This is a genomic window from Gardnerella sp. DNF00753, from assembly GCF_049244275.1.
Taxonomy (GTDB): domain Bacteria; phylum Actinomycetota; class Actinomycetes; order Actinomycetales; family Bifidobacteriaceae; genus Bifidobacterium; species Bifidobacterium greenwoodii.
The window spans coordinates 309,029-328,268 of record NZ_CP058393.1 but is presented as its reverse complement, the minus strand read 5'-3'; the positions used below and the strand labels follow the sequence as shown (position 1 = coordinate 328,268).

The window sequence follows — 19,240 nt, the reverse complement described above, 5'->3', positions numbered from 1 at the left end:
CGCAAACAGCACAAACAAATAAGCACGCCGAACGCACAACTACACAAGTATATCACTTACCAAGACAATCCGAATGCACAAACTCCGTCTTATCTCGCAAGTCCGCAACACTCTTGCACCCAAGAAGAGCCATAATAACGCGAATCTGCTCCTGCCAATCTGAAATTTGTTGCGTAAGTGCGTCCTCGCCCTCGTGCATAAGCGTGTGCAAAAACTCGCCGGCAACCCCCACAGCAGAAGCCCCTAACGCAAGAGCGCGCACAACATCAAGCGGTGTTCTAACTCCGCCGCTAGCAAAAATTTCCACAGGATTAGCTTTAAGCGCATCGCACTTTTGAATATCAATAAGCGACTCAACGGTTGTAAGACCCCAATCAGCCAAATAATCGTATCCGCCGTGCGAGCGACGAGCATTCTCAATCGCCACAAAATTCGTGCCGCCGCGCCCAGAAACATCAACCGCGCGCACACCAATATTGCGCAAACGCAAAACATCTCGAGCCGTCATACCGCAGCCAGTTTCCTTCACAACAACCGGCACATGCTGAGCCTCGCACGAGCGCACAATCTGCTCAATATTTTTAAGCCAATTTCGAAAATCGCGGTCGCCTTCCGTCATCACAAGCTCCTGAGCCGCGTTCAAATGCACCTGCAGCGCGTTTGCTTGCAGCATTTCAACGGCTCGCATAGCATCGCTTGCACTCGTGCCAGCGCTTACGTTCGCCATTACAAAACCGCGCGGATTTTCGCTTCGAATCACGCTAAAAGTGGCGGATAGCGCGTTATTTTGAAGGGCTGCGCTTAAAGATCCGCTTGCAATTGCCACGCCTGTTTTTGCCGCAACGCGCGCGAGTTGTGCGTTTATTTTTTGCGCGTTGAAGCTTCCGCCGGTCATTGCGTTAATATACAGCGGCGAGCGCCAAAGGAAGTCTGGGGTGAGGATGGATGTGCTGGCGGATGTGCCGTCAGCAGTGGCGGATGTGCCGTCGGCTCCACTTGCCTCTTTCGCAAACACGCGCACGCTAGAGTCAACCTCGTCCAATGCCAACTGCGGCAAAGCATTCGGCATAAAACGCACGGAGTCAAAACCGGAATTTGCGCGAGGATTATACTGAGCGTCCGCAAGGGCAAGATGCGCGTCCTTGCGATTCTGAATTGATTTAGAAGGCTGATTTTCCGACGCTTTAGCGACGCAAGCTTCCGAATTTTCGCCGTCATCAATAATTTGCGCAACTTCAATATTTAAAGGCATAATTCCGTGATTTTCCCAAGCTGACTTCATACTTTCAATCCGATTCTTTTCGTAAATTGTTGTAAGCGCAATTGCGCAATCTCCCCCACCAGCGCCGCTAGTTTTCGCTGGAATCCCGGCAAAAATGGCGTCTTCAATAAGACGCGTAAGCTTTGGAGTTTCGATTATCGTTCCGGTAAGCGCGCTTAATTTTTGTAATAATTCGCGATTTTGTGCAAAACAAGCGGAAATATTATTTAATTCTGATTCTTTTAGAGAAGATTTTTCTAGCGAAGATTTTTCCAGCGAGAAGTTTTCTAGCGATTGCGCCAATTTCTGCACACAAACTTCGCTTTGATCGCAAAAATCTTGGTATGTAAATGAGTGCGCAATTTCGGAAGAAACACTGCTTTCTACGCTACTTTCTACGCCGCCTTCTACGCCGCCTTCAGCGTTACTTTCTACGCTACTTTCTACGCTACTTACCAGCTGCGCGCTAGAAGCTGGCGAACCGGTCCAGCCTACCAAAAGTTTTAGCGTTTTCGACACATTTATTCGTTTAAATTCCAGTCGCGGCCACTTTTTACGCAATAATTTACTAAAATCAGATTCGCCGGATTTTATCAAACCAAGCTCCGACTCAAGCCACTCTCGATCGTACGCGCGGTACAAAATCCAGCCGCTGCAGGAGCTCGCGGCCACATCGCCGCCGCTGCCGGACTTCTTTACCATCGAAGAGGCAATCAGCGAAAGTTTGCAAATCGTTGGAACATCCGGCTTCAATCCGTACCATTTGCACAGCGCGCGCACGGTTGCAACAGTTATTGCAGCAGAAGATCCAAGACCGTATTTTCGTCCGGATTTTGCGTCGTCGAGTTCGCTGGAAATGTGCAAATTGTAGCTTTTGCGGTCCATATTTGGCGCGAAGCACTCGCTTGCATAAGAGTCAATTACACGCATTGCGGCGAGCACATACGCATACTTTTCGTCGCCTAGTATTTCGATACTTCCGTTAGAAGCGCGCGTCCAAAAAATAGGCTTATAATTTTCTTTTTCAGATACGATTACGCCGTAATATTTTCGACTTTCCGGCGATAATGTAGGCAAATTTTCATCATCAACCATAACGGTTACATAACGATTCACCGCCGCCACAATCGCCGCCGAACCATCAACAACCGCATACTCGCCCGCAATATAAAGCTTTCCGGGAGCACTCGCCTGCACCTGAGTCATAATTTCGCCGCCTGTTTCAAACTCGCACTTACGCTTACGCCGTCGCCTGGCAAAGCAATCGTAAATTTGGCAGATTCCTCCACTCGCCCGCGCAACTCCTCAGCCGCACGCGTCGCGCAACCCGCATCCGTCAGCACCTTCACATTCGGCCCCGCATCCATCGTTGCCCAAACCGGCCAACCGCACTCACGCATAGAGCGCACAGCATCTAGCACAGCGTAAGTTTTATCCGTCAAATAATTTACAGGCGGATTGGCTTTGCGCATAGTTTCGTGCATTCCCAACGAATTTTGCTCCATAACCTCGCCCAGCTGCTCAATGCTGCCAACGCGAATCGCATCAAGAGCGCGCGCAAGATCCTTCTTCGACTGCTCAACCCAAGGCATGTACGCGGGCGAAGTTTCAACAGTTCGTCGCATGGCAGTTCGGCTCGAAATCGGCTTTTTACTGCGGTCTAGCGTGACGACAATCATTGCGGGATTCAAATTTTTTGGGGCGAAAAGAGAAGAAGAAAGAGAAGCGGAAAGAGAAGCGGAAAGAGAAGCGGAAAGCGGCTTATCAGCAGTCTCAGCGAGCAAATCCGCAATCGGCTCTGCATAAGACGTTTCGTCATCCTCGCCCTTATTCCAAAGCACGAATCCGCCAAAAATCGAGCGACACGCCGAACCAGAACCTCGGCGAGCAAGTCTAGAAAGTTCGCGCGGAGTCAAATTCAATCCGGCGGCATAAGATGCGGCAGCTGCAAGAGCAGCAGATCCGGACGCGCTAGAAGCAAGACCTGCCGCAATTGGCACGTGATTATGCGAAACAACTTTCGCTTTCGTTGAAATTCCGGCCTTTTCGCGCACCAAATCGAGCATAGCAACTACGCGAAGACGCGTGGAATCATCCGTCGGCAGCTCAACTTCGTCCAAAGTGACGCAATCAGAAGTAAGACTTTCGTCAAAATGCACGCTAGTAGTTGCGTACAAATCCGAAAGAGTGAGCGAAAGCGAGGAAGTATAAGGCAAAATCAGCCGTTCATCACGCTTGCCCCAGTACTTAATCAGCGCAATATTCACATTCGCTTTGGCTACAGCAAAGTTAGGAGCAAGACTTGAGTCAAACGTTACTTTTGGCTGAATTTCAACGTTTTGCATGCGATTCCTTTGCTGCGAATTGGTGGGCGCTGCCGACGAGGCTGGTAAGCGACACAACTAAGTATCTATTTTAGCAATTGCCGGCGCAAAAGCTCACACGCGCGAAAAAGCGCGCTCAAACGAATACACGCGCGCAAACACTCGCAAGCACACGAAAACGCGCGCAAAATCTGAAAATCTTCCGCAAATGTGAATGTGTTGTAAGCGTAAAGCGCGTACCGTAGTTTTTTGCCTTCGACGCGACTAAATTAGAACAATTGTTAAATCGTAAAAATTACAAATTAAATCGCAAGAATACAAAGGAGACTTAAAGCCGTGCAGCAAACGCAACGCGAACCGTCAAAAGCGCTTAATATCAACGCTAAGACGACGTCAAGTTATGCTGACGCGTCTGGAAATTGTGCGCGCTCGGGTTACGGCGAAACTTGCGCAAAGGTGATTCTTTTCGGCGAGCATTCTGTGGTTTATGGGTATTCTGCGATTGCTCTGCCGCTTAAAAACTTGCGCATGCGAGCTACGGTGACTGGGCGCGATTTAGCTGGTGAGGAAAATGCTGTCTGCGAAACTTGCGAAACTTGCGAAACTAGCGAAACTTGCGCAGAAATTCCTGAGTCTGCCGACTCTACAATCCCCCTAAATTCCGATTCGCGCATCACGCTTTCCTGCCTCGACTTTAACGGCAAACTTTCCGAAGTTCCTCCGCGTTTTAGCAGCGTTAGCACCGCAATTCACGCGGCACTCGAGTTTGCGGGGCGCGTCGGCGATTCGCTGCATGTTGCAACAGAGTCTAATTTTCCGCCTGAGCGCGGCCTTGGCTCGTCTGCCGCTTCGGCTGGAGCTGTAATCCGCGCAATTCTTGACTACTATAAAATTCGCGCAAGTGAAAATGAGATTTTTGCGCTGACGCAATCTGCTGAGCGCGTGGCCCACGGACGCCCGTCTGGTCTGGACGCAACTGCAACTTCGGCTTCGTGGCCTGTGCGTTTTAGCAGTGGTGAGTTTTCGCGCATGGAAATCAACATGCGAGCGTGGCTTATTTTGGCGGATTCTGGGTGCAAAGGTATGACGCGAGTAACGGTTGATGCTTTGCGCGCGCGAATGGATGAGCAGCCGGATGCGGTTAAAAATAAGCTGGATGAGTTGGGGGCGATTGCGAATCAGGCGGCGTACGATTTGGCGTTGGGGCGCGCTGCAGATATGGGTGCGAGGATGACGCGAGCGCACCGGATTTTGGCGGATTTGGGCGTAAGCACGCCTCAGCTTGATAAGTTGGTGCGAGCTGCGCTAGATCACGGTGCGTTGGGCGCCAAGCTTACTGGCGGAGGCGGCGGCGGATGCGTGATTGCGCTAGCGGATACTGAGGCTGCGGCCGAGCAGGTAGGCGCGGCTTTGCGTGCGGCTGGCGCGTGCGGCACGTGGATTGTGGACTTGGGCGCGCAGGCATAAGCCGAGGCAAAACCGACCACAAACGCCGGAAAAGTTGCGCGCGTTTGGAGCGCTAAAGTAGCTCAAACACTCCAAATGCGAGAAAAGTTGCGCGCGTTTGGAGCGCTAAAGTAGCTCAAACTCTCCAAACGCGAGACGAAACTCTCACGTTTGGAGAGCCGCGCTGTGCTGCGCTCAAGCAGGTCGTCGCGCAAGCGCGCGCGAGTAGTTTATGCCATTCTTAGAGTCAAGTCCTACCCACACTGTCGGTAGTGTCTTATTGCCACAAAACATCTTTTATTTAGTGATTTTTTCTAGAAAAACTTTTGATTTGCAAAGAATTGGTGTAGGCTAAGTTTTTGTAGCCTGAAATAGGTTTACTTCGGTTAAATTTTTGACCGTCCTATTCCAGTTTTAGGTTCTAAATATTGGTATCTGTCTTCTACGCGTTAGCCCTAACTTTTGCGTGGGAATCAGATAAAAGAGATTGAAGGTCTACAAATGTTGACTAAAAAGACCATTGCCGCATTCGCTGCTGGCGTCACTTTAATTTCTGGTTTTGCTTTTGCAACCCCAGCAATGGCTGATGCTACTTCGCCATTGAATACTGCTGATCCATTGAGCTACGATTCTGCTACAAGTTCTGAAGCTTTTGCAGCTCCAGCTCCAGCTCCAGCTCCTGCTCCTGCTCCAGCTCAGCAGCCTGATGCTCCAGCTGCTTTAGTTGCAAATCCAAAGACTCGCACATACACGAATCATTTGGGCACTGTAGTTTACGAGCCAGGAACTACCCCACTTTACGACGAAGCTTTGTCTGGCAAGTTCGATACTCCAGCCACTCCAGCTCCTAAGTACACTAAGACCAAGAGGCTTCCTAAGACCGGTGCTGCAGTAGCTTTGGTTGCTGTTGCTGCTTCTGCTATTGCAGGCTTGGGTGTTGCCCTTCGCAAGTTCCGCCATTAATGCGTAACTAATGAATAATTGAAAAGTTAAAAGGTGTAAGTTGTTCTAATTTGCGCCGTTTAATAACATACTTTGACGTGTGGTGTGAAATCGTTGGTTTTGCGCCGCACGTTTTTATTTTTGCTTAGAACTCATAAATTGAGAATACATACAATACTTGTATACAAAGAATGCAGAGAGTACTTCTCCCGGCATTATTTATATAGGTTATACAATAAAAAACACGGCAAATGTGGTCAGCCAATGCAAAAACGACCACAAACGCCGGAAAAGTTGCGCGCGTTTGGAGCGCTAAAGTAGCTCAAACACTCCAAACGCGAGATAAATTCCCCACGTTTGGAGCGATAAAGTAGCTCGAACACTCCAAACGCGAGACAAATTCCCCACGTTTGGAGCGCCGCACTGTGCAGCGCTCAAGCAGTCGTCGCGCCAACGCGAGAAAAGTTGCGCGCGTTTGGAGCGCCAAACCAGCCACAACCCTCCAAATGCGAGACAAATTCCCCACGTTTGGAGCAAAGAAAAAAAAAACGGGGACTGACGAATCAGTCCCCGAAAGCTTAGCATACTTGCCGAAGGAAGTTATCCTCCAGCAAGTTTACTTAAGTTAGTTCAACGCCGAATCAACTAATTCAGTGCAGAACCAGCCTCAGCTTAGTGGCGGATCTTGCGAAGAGCAGCACCCATACCAGCAAGCACGGAAGCAGCAACAGCAGCCAAAGCTACAGCAGCACCGGTCTTAGCCAATGGAGCAGCAGACTTCTTAGCATCAGCCTTCTTAGCATCGTTCTTCTTAGAAGAAGCTTCCTCAAGAATCTTCTTGACTTCCTGGCCGAACTTGCCGCTCAAAGCGGAGTCGTAGAGAGCCTTAGCACCTGGAACCTGTGGGAAGTTCTTGGACAATGGGTCAGAAGTTACAACTGGTGGAAGCAAAGCTGGGTTTACACCGTTGGCAACAGCCTCGTTGTAAACAGCCTTGTAGTCAAGCAAAGCCTTGTTGTAAGCGTCAACTGCAGCAAGAGCCTTGGTCAAAGCATCATTATACTCAGCATTAGCCTTAGCAAAAGCAGCGGTTGCACGAGTTACGTGAGCTTCGGCGCGAGCCACAGCGTCACGCAAACGAGTCTCGGTAGCAGAATCGTTTACACCAGAAGCCAAGAATTCGTTAAGACGCAACTTAGCGTTGTCAAGATCGTTGACACGAGCCTTAAGCTCTGCAGTAGCAGCAGCAAGAGCAGCGGTCTTATCCTTAAGAGTTGCCTTTGCGTGAGCCAAAGCATCATCAGCGTCGTCAAGCATCATCTTAGCAAAACGAACCTTGTCGATGAGAGTGTGCTGAACATCCTTGCCCTTTGGCTCCTTTGGATCCTTTGGATCCTTTGGATCCTTTGGATCCTTTGGATCCTCTGACTTAGCCTCGCAACCAAGATTCGTCAAATGAATCTTAGCAAGATCGAGCTTATCCTGGGCTGCAGATACTGCATCCTCTTTCTTCTGAGCTTCTTCATCAGCATTCTTGGTATCAAGAGCAGTGAGCTTATCCTTGTAATCATCAGCAGTTGCAGCAGTAACTTCCTTAGTAGCACCAAGCTTCAAATCATCATTAGCTTCTGCAGCCTTAGCAGCCTTATCGAAATCAACCTTTGCATGTGCCGTCTTGGCCTGAGCATCAGCTAATTCTGCATCAGCCTTACCATTTTCAGCGGCTTTAGCATCATTATAAGCCTTAAGAGCAGTCTTATAAGCATTCACAAGAGCTGTAGCCTTGTCAAGCTTAGCATGAGCACGACGCTTAGCAGCATTAGCGGTAACAAGATCATCCTTTGCATCCTGCAAAGCAGCCTTGGCATCATTAACATCGTCCTGAGCTTTCTTGCACTGTTCAGCAGTTGGCTTCTTAGCAGGCTCATCAGCGAAAGCTGGAGCGGCGAATGCCATACCGGAAAGAAGTGTGGCGCCAGCAGCGAATGCGGCGATAGCCTTCTTATTCAACATAATATTTTCCTTTCTTCTTCTCCTTCGTGCTAGGTACACGAAGAAAAATTTGCCATTTGCGGTTTCCCGCGCGCACCGGTGGAACTAGGGATTTCACCGGTAGCTGAGTTATAACTTACAGCATACTCTCAGAAAACTCAACACCTGTGTTCAACTTTTATACCCCCAAATGCAGCGAATTTTTGATATATTTTCTGTTTTTGTGTTAAAAAGGCGAAATATTTACGGTTTTAATATGGATTTTGTGTAAAAGTTACAAGACACGCCGTAACCAGAACTTTTTAATACTTTTCTCAGGTTTCTTTAAGGTTTGCATTATTGCGAAAGAATCGCGCGCTTTCACAGGCACAGCCCGCATTCACACAGCCCGCATTCACGCAGCCCACATTCACGCAGTTTGCTGCAAGATTCGCACGGAGTGGTTTACCGGCCCGTGGCCGCACCCATGCCCACGCACACCCCCGCGCTCGCCGCCGCCCTCACTTCCGCGACCAACATGCAACACACTTCCAGCCGCAATCGCCTCTCGAAGCCACGCAGTTGACCATTCAAGCGCGCGCATCACAGTATCGTGATCGCTCAAATTCTTTCCCTCACGCAAAGCAAGCCCAATTTTCGTAGCAAGTGCGGAAGAAAGCGAGCAGCCAGTTCCGTGAGTTGTGCTTGTTTCAACGCGCTCGCTTGGTACGTGTTGCGCGTATCCATCCGGAAAAACCGCAGTATTCCCAACGTCTTCGCCAGTTAAGTGACCACCTTTTACAATCACAACAACGCTATTTTTTGCAGCCAACTTACGCGCCTGATCGCAAGCTTCCTCAAAATTTTCCGCAACTGGCAACTTACACAAAGCCGCCAATTCCGGCACGTTTGGCGTCACAACATCAACGCAGCTTATAAACTTGCGCATCGCATTTTCGGCACTCGCCTCAAGCAAACGCTTACCGGAAGTCGATATCATCACAGGATCTAGCACGCTTACAGGAACCGGATTATCACGCATCCAATCGCTCATAGCCTCAATATATTCAGCGCAGCCAAGCATACCGATTTTTAGCGCGTCAACCGTAACGTCGTCGTACACGCACGAAAGTTGAGTGCGGAAAAAGCTGACCGGCGGCGTAAACACTTCGCGCACTTCGCACGTGTTTTGTGCAACCAAATTAGTTGGTATGCACATGCCGTAGCCGCCCGCAGCCATGATTGATTTAAGATCCGCCTGTATTCCGGCTCCGCCTGTTGGGTCTGTGCCGGCCACGCTTAAAACGCGCGGGATGATTGGATTTGATTGCTGCGTATGAGATTGCGCATGCTGGGCAGGCTGCGCGGACGATTGCGCGATTGACTGCGCGGACGATTGCGCATGCTGTTTGCTTGATACTAGCGTCATAATTTTATTATATTGCGCAGCCGCGCGCAAATGTGTACTTACACCCACTGCAACGCTCGCGCTATAAGCGCTCGCTTACGAAACTCGCGTTGGAAGTCCACTGGACTTCCAACCTAAGCGAGTTTCCGCTCCGAGTTGCTTTCGCGCGCGCTGTGCTGCGCTCAAGCAGGTCGTCGCGCACACCTATTCATCACAGCCGAAGCCACTTGAACTTGAAGTTTAACTTGAACAGCTTTCCGCTTCGAAGCGCTTCCGCAGAAGCGTCGCAATGCTTGCTGTCGGTTAACGCGCCGAATCCGTTGCCGCTAAGCACCGATGCCAACCATCCGCGCCTTCCGAACGCGCCGGATGCCAAGAACAGCGCCAACAGCACGCCGAACAAGAAGCTGAACCATATTGCAGCCTGACCGCCGCTGTAAGGCAGAGCAACCGGACGCACTAAGTATCCGAAGCTAAAGTATCCGACTAAGTGGCCTCTGCTACCATTTTCACCAAAGCCGTCGCTCTCATTGCTGGACTTATCTTTTGCATGTCCATACAAAGCGTATTCAACTCCACTGCCGTCAGTTTTTAGCTTCTTGAACGCCTCAGCATCTACAGAGCCATCATTGCCCATTATTGACGTGCAGCTATTAAAATCAGTTGCGCCGCCAAGCTTCTTGACTTTGCATGCAACCAAATTAAGGTTGCTGAGATCGCCAAATCTGTCGTAATCGTCGTGGACATCCGCAAACAGAGTCTTTCCACTCTCCTTGCTTTCCGACTTCGAAACTTTTCCGTCCTTGTATTCCACAGGATTACCCTTAACCGTGAGATTAGCGTAGTCCTTCTCTTCCATTGTTACAACATAAGGATTATTAGCACTCGTGTGACCACTTAGAAGCGATCCTCCAGTTGCTGCAACAGTTGGCTTCTCGTTATCTACAGGAATCAGATACACAGGCATTACAAATTCGTAATTGGCATCGTTATTCCAGCCGCCGTCTTTACCTCGCGTTTTATGAGTATCACCAACCCAGCTATCGCCATATGTCATAATAACCGATAAGCCATTATCTGGATTCTTAAGAATCTTATGGCCGATTAAGCTACTGTCGATTGCGCCAGACCTACCCCATGCGCCAATCCTAGCGAAGTTGGTAAGCGAAAGACCAGTATTACTACTCTCAGACGTTACGCCAGAGCTATTAGGAATAGAATATCCACCGCCGGTACCGCCCTTTGAAATCATATCTATGACGTTTACATACCAAGTTTCTTTAGCAGCACCACCATTGTCGTTATCAGCGCCGTTAGCACCAGACCTATGGTCTTCAGATGGATTATACGTATAGAAGTGCGTACTCCCATCAAAGCTGAAGCCGTTTCGATTGTGCTCGCCATCAACCTTATCGCTACCTCTTACTTCTGGAAGCAAGGATGGCTGGCAATCAGCAAACGCCCAATCACTTCCATCAACATAGTTTCCACACTCGTTTTCTGGGTGCAAAGTACTGTTACGCTTAAGCTTCAACGCAGATTGCAAATCATTAAGCGTAAAGTTGCGCTTAGTTGAAGCATTGTACAGATACAGAAGAGACTTCTTATCTTGCGAAAGAACAAATCCTGGATCATACGGACGACCATCTACGCGCAGAGCCTTATCGCCCTTAGTTTCGTCGAAGCTAGTAGGCGCATCAGATAAGTAGTCTGCAGCACCGTTACTATCACCACCATGCTCACTATCTACGTTTTGAGGTGCACGCAATCGCACAAATCGCGTAATCTTATTTTCTCTCGGATTTGGCACAAGTACGCGGCTTCTCCAGCCTCGAGTCATAACAGCAACGTCTTGTATCTTTCCTACTTGACGATCACCATAGCCAGGAAGATTCAAAGGCTTATGGTCATCGTCCATAGCATTATAGTCATACTTCCTAAAAGTCACCATAGTTCTACCAGGATCTAGCCTTGGATCCTCATTCGTAACGATTTCGCTATCGTTTTGAAGCCAAATTCCCTTCTTTGGTTCGCCCGCAAAGTTGTTTTCGCTGCGCAAATCCATTCGTATTGCGCGCTCCTCGTGACCACTTAGAAGCATCGGGTGTATTTGCACTATTTGACGCTTCATAGTAACACCGAAGTACACGCAGTCGGACGGCTTCTTCAAACCAGACCAGTTGTCTGCGCTCCAGTAATCCGGACGGCATACTTCGCTAGGCTTTTCTTTTGCGTAAGCCATTGGCAGCACGTCAAGAGTATCTTCTGAACTAGCGTCGTCTTTGTAGGAGTTTTTATCTTTTGCAGCGCGACCTTTTGCATTTTTACCTTTTGCAGCACGCGTATTTCCGCTGTTTCTGCTATTTCCGCCGCTTCGATTACTTCCGCCGCTTCTTGCAGTCTTATTTCCGTCCCTATTAGGCGAATCATCGGAAAGATCTTCAGGGCTTCTAACACCAGGCATATACGTCCATGGGCCAACTTCAAGACGGCTGCGTGCTCGAACCACGCTTCCTGGAGCTAGGTAACCACTAGGGAATGTTATAACAGCATTACCCTTATCATCTTGATTAAGCGTTACTTCATTCGGCTTGGAAGTACCAGCGCATACACTCCACGATTTATCCCAGCACACGGAAATTGTTTTACCAATGCTGGTTTCTACGTCAGGCTCATTTGAACTTGTAGCAGATCCAAAAAGACCATTAACAGCAACAGGCTTTTCAAGCTCTGAAGCAGGGTGATAGTAAACTACCATTCTTTTAGCTCCATAGCCTGATTTAACTACAACTTTATAATCGCGATTTTGTGAAGAACCATCTTTGCTGAGCCAGCTATCATACTTTGCAAATTCATCACTTTTACCATCGTACGCAACAACAGATGGTTTCACCATGTCTGTCCACGTAGCCTTAAAGCATCCAACAACAGTTTTTGCACTTTGCTTTCCAGCACTATCTGTAGTTTCAGCATACATTGTAAATACAGTTTGCTTATTTACACTTGGATTGTCTAAATCTGTGCTTCTGTATTTTTCAACAAACCTTCTAAGCAAATGTTTATTCGTAACGCCGTTACTAACAAACTTCAGCATTGGACTAGAAGTTTTACCACTAGAATCCTGAATATTATTCGCTTGAATATACACATTCAGATTATTAACCAGCACTTTACTGTTTATACTATTCGGGTATAAAGTAACGTATTTCCTATTAAAACCACGGACTTGCACCCACTTGCGATCACCTTTGCCTGGTTCGTACTCATTGAAATCATCGTCTAGCTTTAACGCTGAAGGCAAATTAATCGTAGCCTTATCAGCTTCATACCAAGCTTTCGTATTATTTTCATAAATTTTCTTATCAAGAGTAATAACATCATCATCAATTGTATTGCAGTTATTCACATCGCCGTTAATCATGCATCTTCCGTGAATATCCCACGGCTTACCGTCCCACTCCTGATAACTCTTCGCACTAATCGTCGGCTTCTCATTATCAACCGGCATAAACCATACGTTTATCACGTTCGTTGTGTTATCTGGCGTCTTACCAGGCTCACGAAGCAGAAGATCGTTCGTAACCTGACCATTATTCACATAAAGTTGCGCATGCATAAACGGCCTGTTATTTGCGTATCCCTCAGGCTTCGAAGTACCTTCACCGTACGCGTCGTAGTCGTTCATAGTGTCAACATCAATATTCTTAGTTATAATGTCGCCAATATTTTCGCCATCCGCTTGACCGTTCAGATCTTCACCGCCAGGCATAAGGAAGTCCTTGTGAATAGCATATTCACTAACATACTTATCTTCACCAGCATGCTGACTACCCTTATTTTCAATAAGCCTATCTGTAATATGTACTTCACTTCCGTTCTTCATATTTACAGAAGCATTGTAAGAGAATGAAGAACGATCCATAATAAATTCTTTAGGCGTATACTTAACTAAATTAAGCTTATTTCGCCACTGGCACGTACCTTCTTGCGCAACACCGTTATGAGAAGCAATAGATGCAGCACATGTATTGTCATGCACAGCGTAACCTAATCCATTATCGACTGCCATAGGGTACGAACCATTCCATGCGTCAAATTGCCTATTATCCGCCGCGCTCATAGGAGTTAGAGAAGGCTGCGGATTATTTTCATCTTTCGTATTGATACTAGGCGTACCTTTTACAAGCTTTAGCACATCCTGAAGGTTTAACGGCTTACCATTGCCGCTCTTGCGGTATGAGTTTATGTTCCACTTGTACACAAAGTATTGCGTGCCAAACTTCTGATTTCCATGCAATCCGTTTTGCGGCCCGTCAAATCCAGGATCGTTTCGCCCGTCAACACTTTTCTTGTTGTTGTCTACTAATCCCCACGTATAGTCCTTACGCATATCAACGAAGCGCGTCACCTTATGGTCAATCGGGTTAAGCGTAGTCTCGTCATCAGCTTCCAACTTTTTGAAAGAAAGCTTCTTTTCGGCATACTTCTTTTCGGAAATTTCTCCTAGCTTGCCAATACCAGTAACACCACCTAAGCACAGCTTCCACTTCTGATCCGTCTTCGACTGGCATGAGTATTGAGGCTTATTCTCACCATAAGCATACTTTGCTGTAGTTTTTGCAGGATTAAAACCGTTATCGTATTGGTCATAAGTATCGTACTTATTTTCACCTTTAACGCCAATTTCTTCCTTGCGGTAGCCGAAGATTCGCTCGTTCCGCTTATCATGCCTCATCCAAGAAAGCATTGCCACGATTTCGTTATTATTAAGCTCAAACGGGTTCACTTGCACTAAGCCGTTTGGCCACGCAATATCGAGCGGAAGCGGGTCGGACTCTTCGTAATCCTGAAGATTGCCTGGCTCCATAAGCTTCCAAAGTTTATCTTGACGCCAATCTGGATTATTTTCCGGCACAGAGTAAGTGTCTACGTAAATTCTGGAACCAATTTCCGCAAAGTATTCCGGAATCGTAATATTTCCAGTTACAGGATCAAAAGTTATTTCGCACCTGTCGCCGCCGTTAGCTGTGCAACCCTTGATATGGTCTCCAAGATTTGCTGTAATAATGCGCTTACTAAATTCTTCACGCCATTGATCGTTATTCATTCCAACAGAACGATCTTCGCCTTCAGCATCTCGATCCTGACCCTTAGATTCTTCCGACTTAGCATCTTTAGAATCTTCAGCGTTCTTGGAGTCATTTTTATCGGAAGACTTGCTATCTTTACTGCCTTTGTCATCCTTGCTTGCGCTACCATTTTCGGACGTTTTAGCAGCATCGCTCTGCTTGCTACCGTTATTTACTTCAGATTTTTGTGTATTTTCTTTCTTAGAAGAATCGCTTTCGTTTAGAACTGCAAGCTTTACGCTACCGCGCCTTCCCGGAACATTGCGCTTCTTAGCGTTCTTCTTAGTCACTTTAGTAATCTTCAAAGAAGCAGGCTTGTTGCTAGTTTGAGACTTATTAGTCTGCTGCTCCTGCTGCTTATTTTCTGACTTCTGCGACTTCTGCTGCTGACCTTGTTCCTGCTTACCCTGCTGATTTTGGGTAGAGTTCTCCCCAGGTTTAGCATTTTCAGTCTTTTCGTTATCAGCTTTAGCCTTGTTGTCAACTTTCGCCTTATCGCCAGCTTTATTCTTATCGTCAGCTTTAGATTTATCTTTATCCTTGCCATCAGCCGACTTGCCATCAGCTGCCTTATCGCCAGCCGCGTCTCTGTCCTCTAAAGCAGACCTATCTTCAGCAGACCTATCCTCAGCAGCCCTAGACCCATCCGGTCTTGCAGCATCATTATTGTGGTTATACGTATTAACCTGATGCCAAAGATCAGTCTTCTTATTACCGTCTCGCTGAACAACAATGCCGTAGCAGCTGCCATCATTCGGGCACATCGTAAAGTAGTTATGATCCTTCTTAGGAGCTTCCTTACCGCGCGCCCAAATGCGTACCATAATCGAACGCACGCGCTTATCTTCATCCCAAGGATTCACTCGCCCAACATAATGCCCATTCGGCTTCTTATCCCACCAAACGTTTGGCAAACCGTAACCAGGAGATACAATAATCAGCCTAAGTTTCTTTATTACGGAATTACCTGCAGCATCCCAACCGTGGAATATTAAATCATGCACACCGTGATTTCTATTCTGATCGCCCACTAATACTGTAGGAGAACCCTCATCTTTAGAATTATTGCTGTTAATAACCCATCCAACTTGATCCGTCGGACTATCAGATTCACCATTTTTATGAATGAACTGATCGTAGCTTATAGTAGTAAAATCGCCGCAACCACGATTATCACAATCATTCTTCTTATCACGATTAGTCGTAATCATATCGAAATCATTGCGCACAACGACTTTTTTACCATCAAAGAATCTCTTATTTTTATCGTTAGTAAAGTAGTCAGTAGCTTCCTTCGGCTTCACACCAAGCAAAATCCTCTTATCGTCATGACCTTTAACCCAGAACTTAATTTTGCTATTAACAGGAATCTTCAAACCATCAGCTGGAACATCAACAGGATCCCCATTATTCACGCTCACTTTTACATCCAACGTTGGCTTCTCGTAATCAACGTACGGGAATACAACAGGTATAACAGTAGTCGAATTATCCCAGAACGTAATCTTTACGTACTTTACAAACACGTAATTTGGCAAAACTTTAGGATCCTTGCCATCCTGCAACTGAGCACTATACTTGTTTCGCATCCAGTTTCTGTAAATACGCTTGATTTTAGCCAAGACTTTCGTCTGCAATTCTTGCTTTACAGGATCGCCCGGCTTCAACTCCTTACCGTCATCACCAGTCTTAGGAGCGTTACTTACAAACCAAACATTACGCTTAGTAGCATTTTGCGCTTTAGGCCAGCATTCAGGCATGCTGTCTTCACGATCCTCACCCATAGCTGCACGATCGTTGTTTGCAGCGGAAGCATCGTCACTATCTACGGATCTAAATTGAATAGAAGACCTAGACTGACCGGTAATTTTATCCTTGTATTCGTCAAGAATCTTAGAATGGCCGCAAGGATTTACAACGCTGACAATAGGCACTTTAGCAGCAACGCTTAAATCAGCATCCTGAAGAGTATTCGAGCGAGGCTCATCACCCCACTTATCCGTCCACTCAGCTTTATAAACAGCAAGATTCTTAAGAGGAGTATTAGAATCTCCATCCGGATTACTAGTCAAATAGCTCGCATCAAGCGGATAATCGTTTGCCTTTGAACCCTTCTTCTGTTTTATGGAACCATACCTATGCCTTGTACCATACTCATCCTTATTAACAGGCGGGAACAAGTTAGGGTCGAAAGCCATTACCTGCTTATACAAGTCGGAACGTTTACCAACAAAATTCACAAATCCAGCATTATTATCACGATCATCAATAATAAGAGGATTAGGAAGCGGCTGATCGTAAGAATAATACTTAGGAGTCTTGTTATTTTCGTCATATTCCTCAGTTTGCAAAGGCTTAAACACGTCTGCTTGCGTAATAACCCTATACCACAAATCCTGAGTTTCGCTCATATGATACGTTCTATCGTTATATCTAAGCTCAAGCTTATGCCTTCCAGGAGTTGAATCCTTCGTATTATGGTCGTTCATACCAGGATTACGGAACCACTGATTGCCTCGAGCATAGCCGTTATTTGGAGAATAATAATCAGGCAATAAGCGTATATCTTCACTCTCGTTCATAAGACTTGAAGATCCCAAAGGCTGATTTACTATTCCAAGTAACACACTAGAGAATGAAATAAGCCTGTTCCTAAGATAATTACCGCTGTCACTGTTGTACGGTCCCAAACCAGTACCCTTAAGGAAGTGGTATCTAGGAGCCTGAATATCCATAATTCGCGGCGCACCATACCACTGCTGATGCATTACAGTGTACATGTAGAAGTTAGCGTCACGACCAAAATTAGTCATGGAATATTTACTGGCTTTAGTAACACCAAACGGATCAGTGGCACCATAAAAACCTTTGCTCTGTCTCTTACCGTAGTAAGATCCTGCAGCGTAGAAGAATGAAAAGTTTTCGCAACCCGTGCCATCGCCCTTGTTAGCAGTGCAATATGCGTCGTTTTTATTCGTAGAAGTTGTAGTAGTGAAGTGAATCTTATACGTATAAGCAATTTCGCCAGACTTAATATTGTTCACAAAACTAAATACGCGCTGCGTGTCATCTTTTATAGATCTATAAAGATTTTGCACAAGAGCAACATAAGCAGGACTATAACCTCTGCTATAGCTTCCTTCAACTTTAGGAACAACTCTAAGATCGCCTTCATCCAAAGCACCATAGCTACTGGATCTAATGCAGTCCAAACCTGTGCCATCACGGCACCAACCAATAGCTTCAGTACTACCCAAATCCTCAGTTGTTACAGCATCCGGAAGAATCCTAGAATAATTGCCATTCTTACTGTCGTCAGTGCCACGCATCTTATTCCAAGCTGCAACTAAATCGTCTCCAGTATCAAAATCGTTACCGTCAGTTTTAATGCTGCATAAACCGTTAGGATTATCCCAAGAAAATGAGCAAGTTTCGCGAGGAGGATTATTGTTGCCTTGCTTCTTCTTATACAAAGCAGTAGCTTCCCTGCCACTGTAAAGAACACGCTGAATATACTGCCTTCCGCCTTCACTACCCTTGTCTAGGATCTGACCTTTTGGAATCGTAAAGTAATCAAGAGCAGCACCAGCGCCTTGAGTACGGCCGCCAGCGTTAAAAATAACATCCCACACGAAGCCGCCGCCGGAAAGCTTAGGAGTACGCTTTACAAACACGAAATCTGCAGTGTCATCTATAGGCAAGTTAATTCTGTCGACGCCGGAACCCTTATAATTAAAGGCCATGTTGCGTAAACGGCCCATAATAAAAGTGCCCTTAGGGTATGGAGTGAAGTAAGTTGCGCCGTAATGATCCGTGCCGGAAGGATCTTCAGGCACAGGACCGTTCTCGTAGTGGCCGCGAGGTCTCGTTGCTGCACTAGCAAATTGGTCACCCGATTCCAAGTTGTATCCAAGACTATTAACATCCAAATCGTGGCCGTTAGTGGCGCGCAAACCAGCTCCGTCGCCGTCAGTAGTAATACATGCACCTAAAGCGTAATCCTTGTTGCATCCAGGGCGATACACTTCGTAAGATTCACGAGCTGTGTAATTATTAGCGTCGCGGTTTTGTGCTTGGGCTTGAGCTTCTTTGGCAGCGCGCTCAAGAGGTGACATGTTTTGAGAAGCGGAATTTGAATCTGCGCTTGCAAAGCTTAAATCTTGCGCGAACGGATTGCTTTCGTTTACAAATACTCGATGATTGCCGAAACTCTGTAATGAGGAAAGGTCAGAGGACGCGTATGAAGACGAGGAGAACGATTGATAGGATGCAGAGGCGGCGGAATTAGCGGAATCGCCGGAATTAGAAACCGGCTCAGAACCAGAATGAGAATCTGGACTTGCGGAAGTATTTACGGAAGTATTTGCGGAAGGCTTGTCAGCAGGATTAGCGGAAGTGCTGGAATTATTAGCACCATCCGCCGCAACCGCAGTTTCAGCAGTCAAGCAAACAGGCAGCCACATAGCCACAGAAATAGCGCACACCAGCACTGTCTTAAGCGTACTCGTTAAAACGCTAACGAAAGCACGATACACATGCTGATCCGCGTGCTTAGCCGCACTATACGCATGCTGAGCCGCACGAACAGCCGCACGAGTTGCGCACTGGGTCAACTGACCTATGCGAACAAGAACGTTTAGCATAATCGTCCAAATACTCTTCATAATTCCACCTGTTTTACATTGTTTTACGCGCTTTACGTAGCCTCGCGGCAACGTAAGTTTGTTTTTAAGTTTTGATATTAAGTTTTGTTGTTAAG

Annotated in this window: 7 protein-coding genes; 2 read left to right on the top strand and 5 right to left on the bottom strand. The window is 46.9% G+C overall.

What is annotated here, in order from left to right:
• Positions 1 to 52: 52 nt before the first annotated feature.
• Both fni and mvaD read right to left on the bottom strand, forming a co-directional pair.
• Positions 53 to 2,467 (bottom strand): type 2 isopentenyl-diphosphate Delta-isomerase, encoded by a 2,415-nt coding sequence (gene fni / locus HXT33_RS01435; RefSeq protein ID WP_421787250.1) that lies wholly within the window; start codon positions 2,465 to 2,467, stop codon positions 53 to 55.
• Positions 2,464 to 3,606, bottom strand: coding sequence for a diphosphomevalonate decarboxylase (gene mvaD / locus HXT33_RS01430; RefSeq protein ID WP_421787248.1), 1,143 nt, complete (start codon positions 3,604 to 3,606; stop codon positions 2,464 to 2,466). Before mvaD ends, fni begins: the two co-directional genes overlap by 4 nt.
• Before the next feature lie 315 nt (positions 3,607 to 3,921).
• Between mvaD and mvk the strand changes: the two genes are divergently transcribed.
• Positions 3,922 to 5,052, top strand: a complete 1,131-nt coding sequence (mvk, locus tag HXT33_RS01425; protein WP_421787246.1) for a mevalonate kinase — start codon at positions 3,922 to 3,924, stop codon at positions 5,050 to 5,052.
• A gap of 480 nt (positions 5,053 to 5,532) precedes the next feature.
• Entirely contained in the window at positions 5,533 to 5,994 is a 462-nt protein-coding gene (locus tag HXT33_RS01420; protein ID WP_421787244.1) for a hypothetical protein, read from the top strand.
• A gap of 651 nt (positions 5,995 to 6,645) precedes the next feature.
• Here the strand turns inward: HXT33_RS01420 and HXT33_RS01415 are convergent.
• The 3 genes from HXT33_RS01415 to HXT33_RS01405 all read right to left on the bottom strand — a co-directional run bounded on the left by HXT33_RS01415 (position 6,646) and on the right by HXT33_RS01405 (position 19,145).
• Positions 6,646 to 7,986, bottom strand: a complete 1,341-nt coding sequence (locus HXT33_RS01415) for a hypothetical protein (protein ID WP_421787242.1) — start codon at positions 7,984 to 7,986, stop codon at positions 6,646 to 6,648.
• A 388-nt stretch (positions 7,987 to 8,374) separates the two neighbouring features.
• Entirely contained in the window at positions 8,375 to 9,373 is a 999-nt protein-coding gene (gene thiD / locus HXT33_RS01410; protein ID WP_421787240.1) for a bifunctional hydroxymethylpyrimidine kinase/phosphomethylpyrimidine kinase, read from the bottom strand.
• Positions 9,374 to 9,563: 190 nt separating this feature from the next.
• On the bottom strand, positions 9,564 to 19,145 hold the full coding sequence (locus HXT33_RS01405; protein WP_421787238.1) for a hypothetical protein: 9,582 nt from the start codon (positions 19,143 to 19,145) through the stop codon (positions 9,564 to 9,566).
• Positions 19,146 to 19,240: the final 95 nt, after the last annotated feature.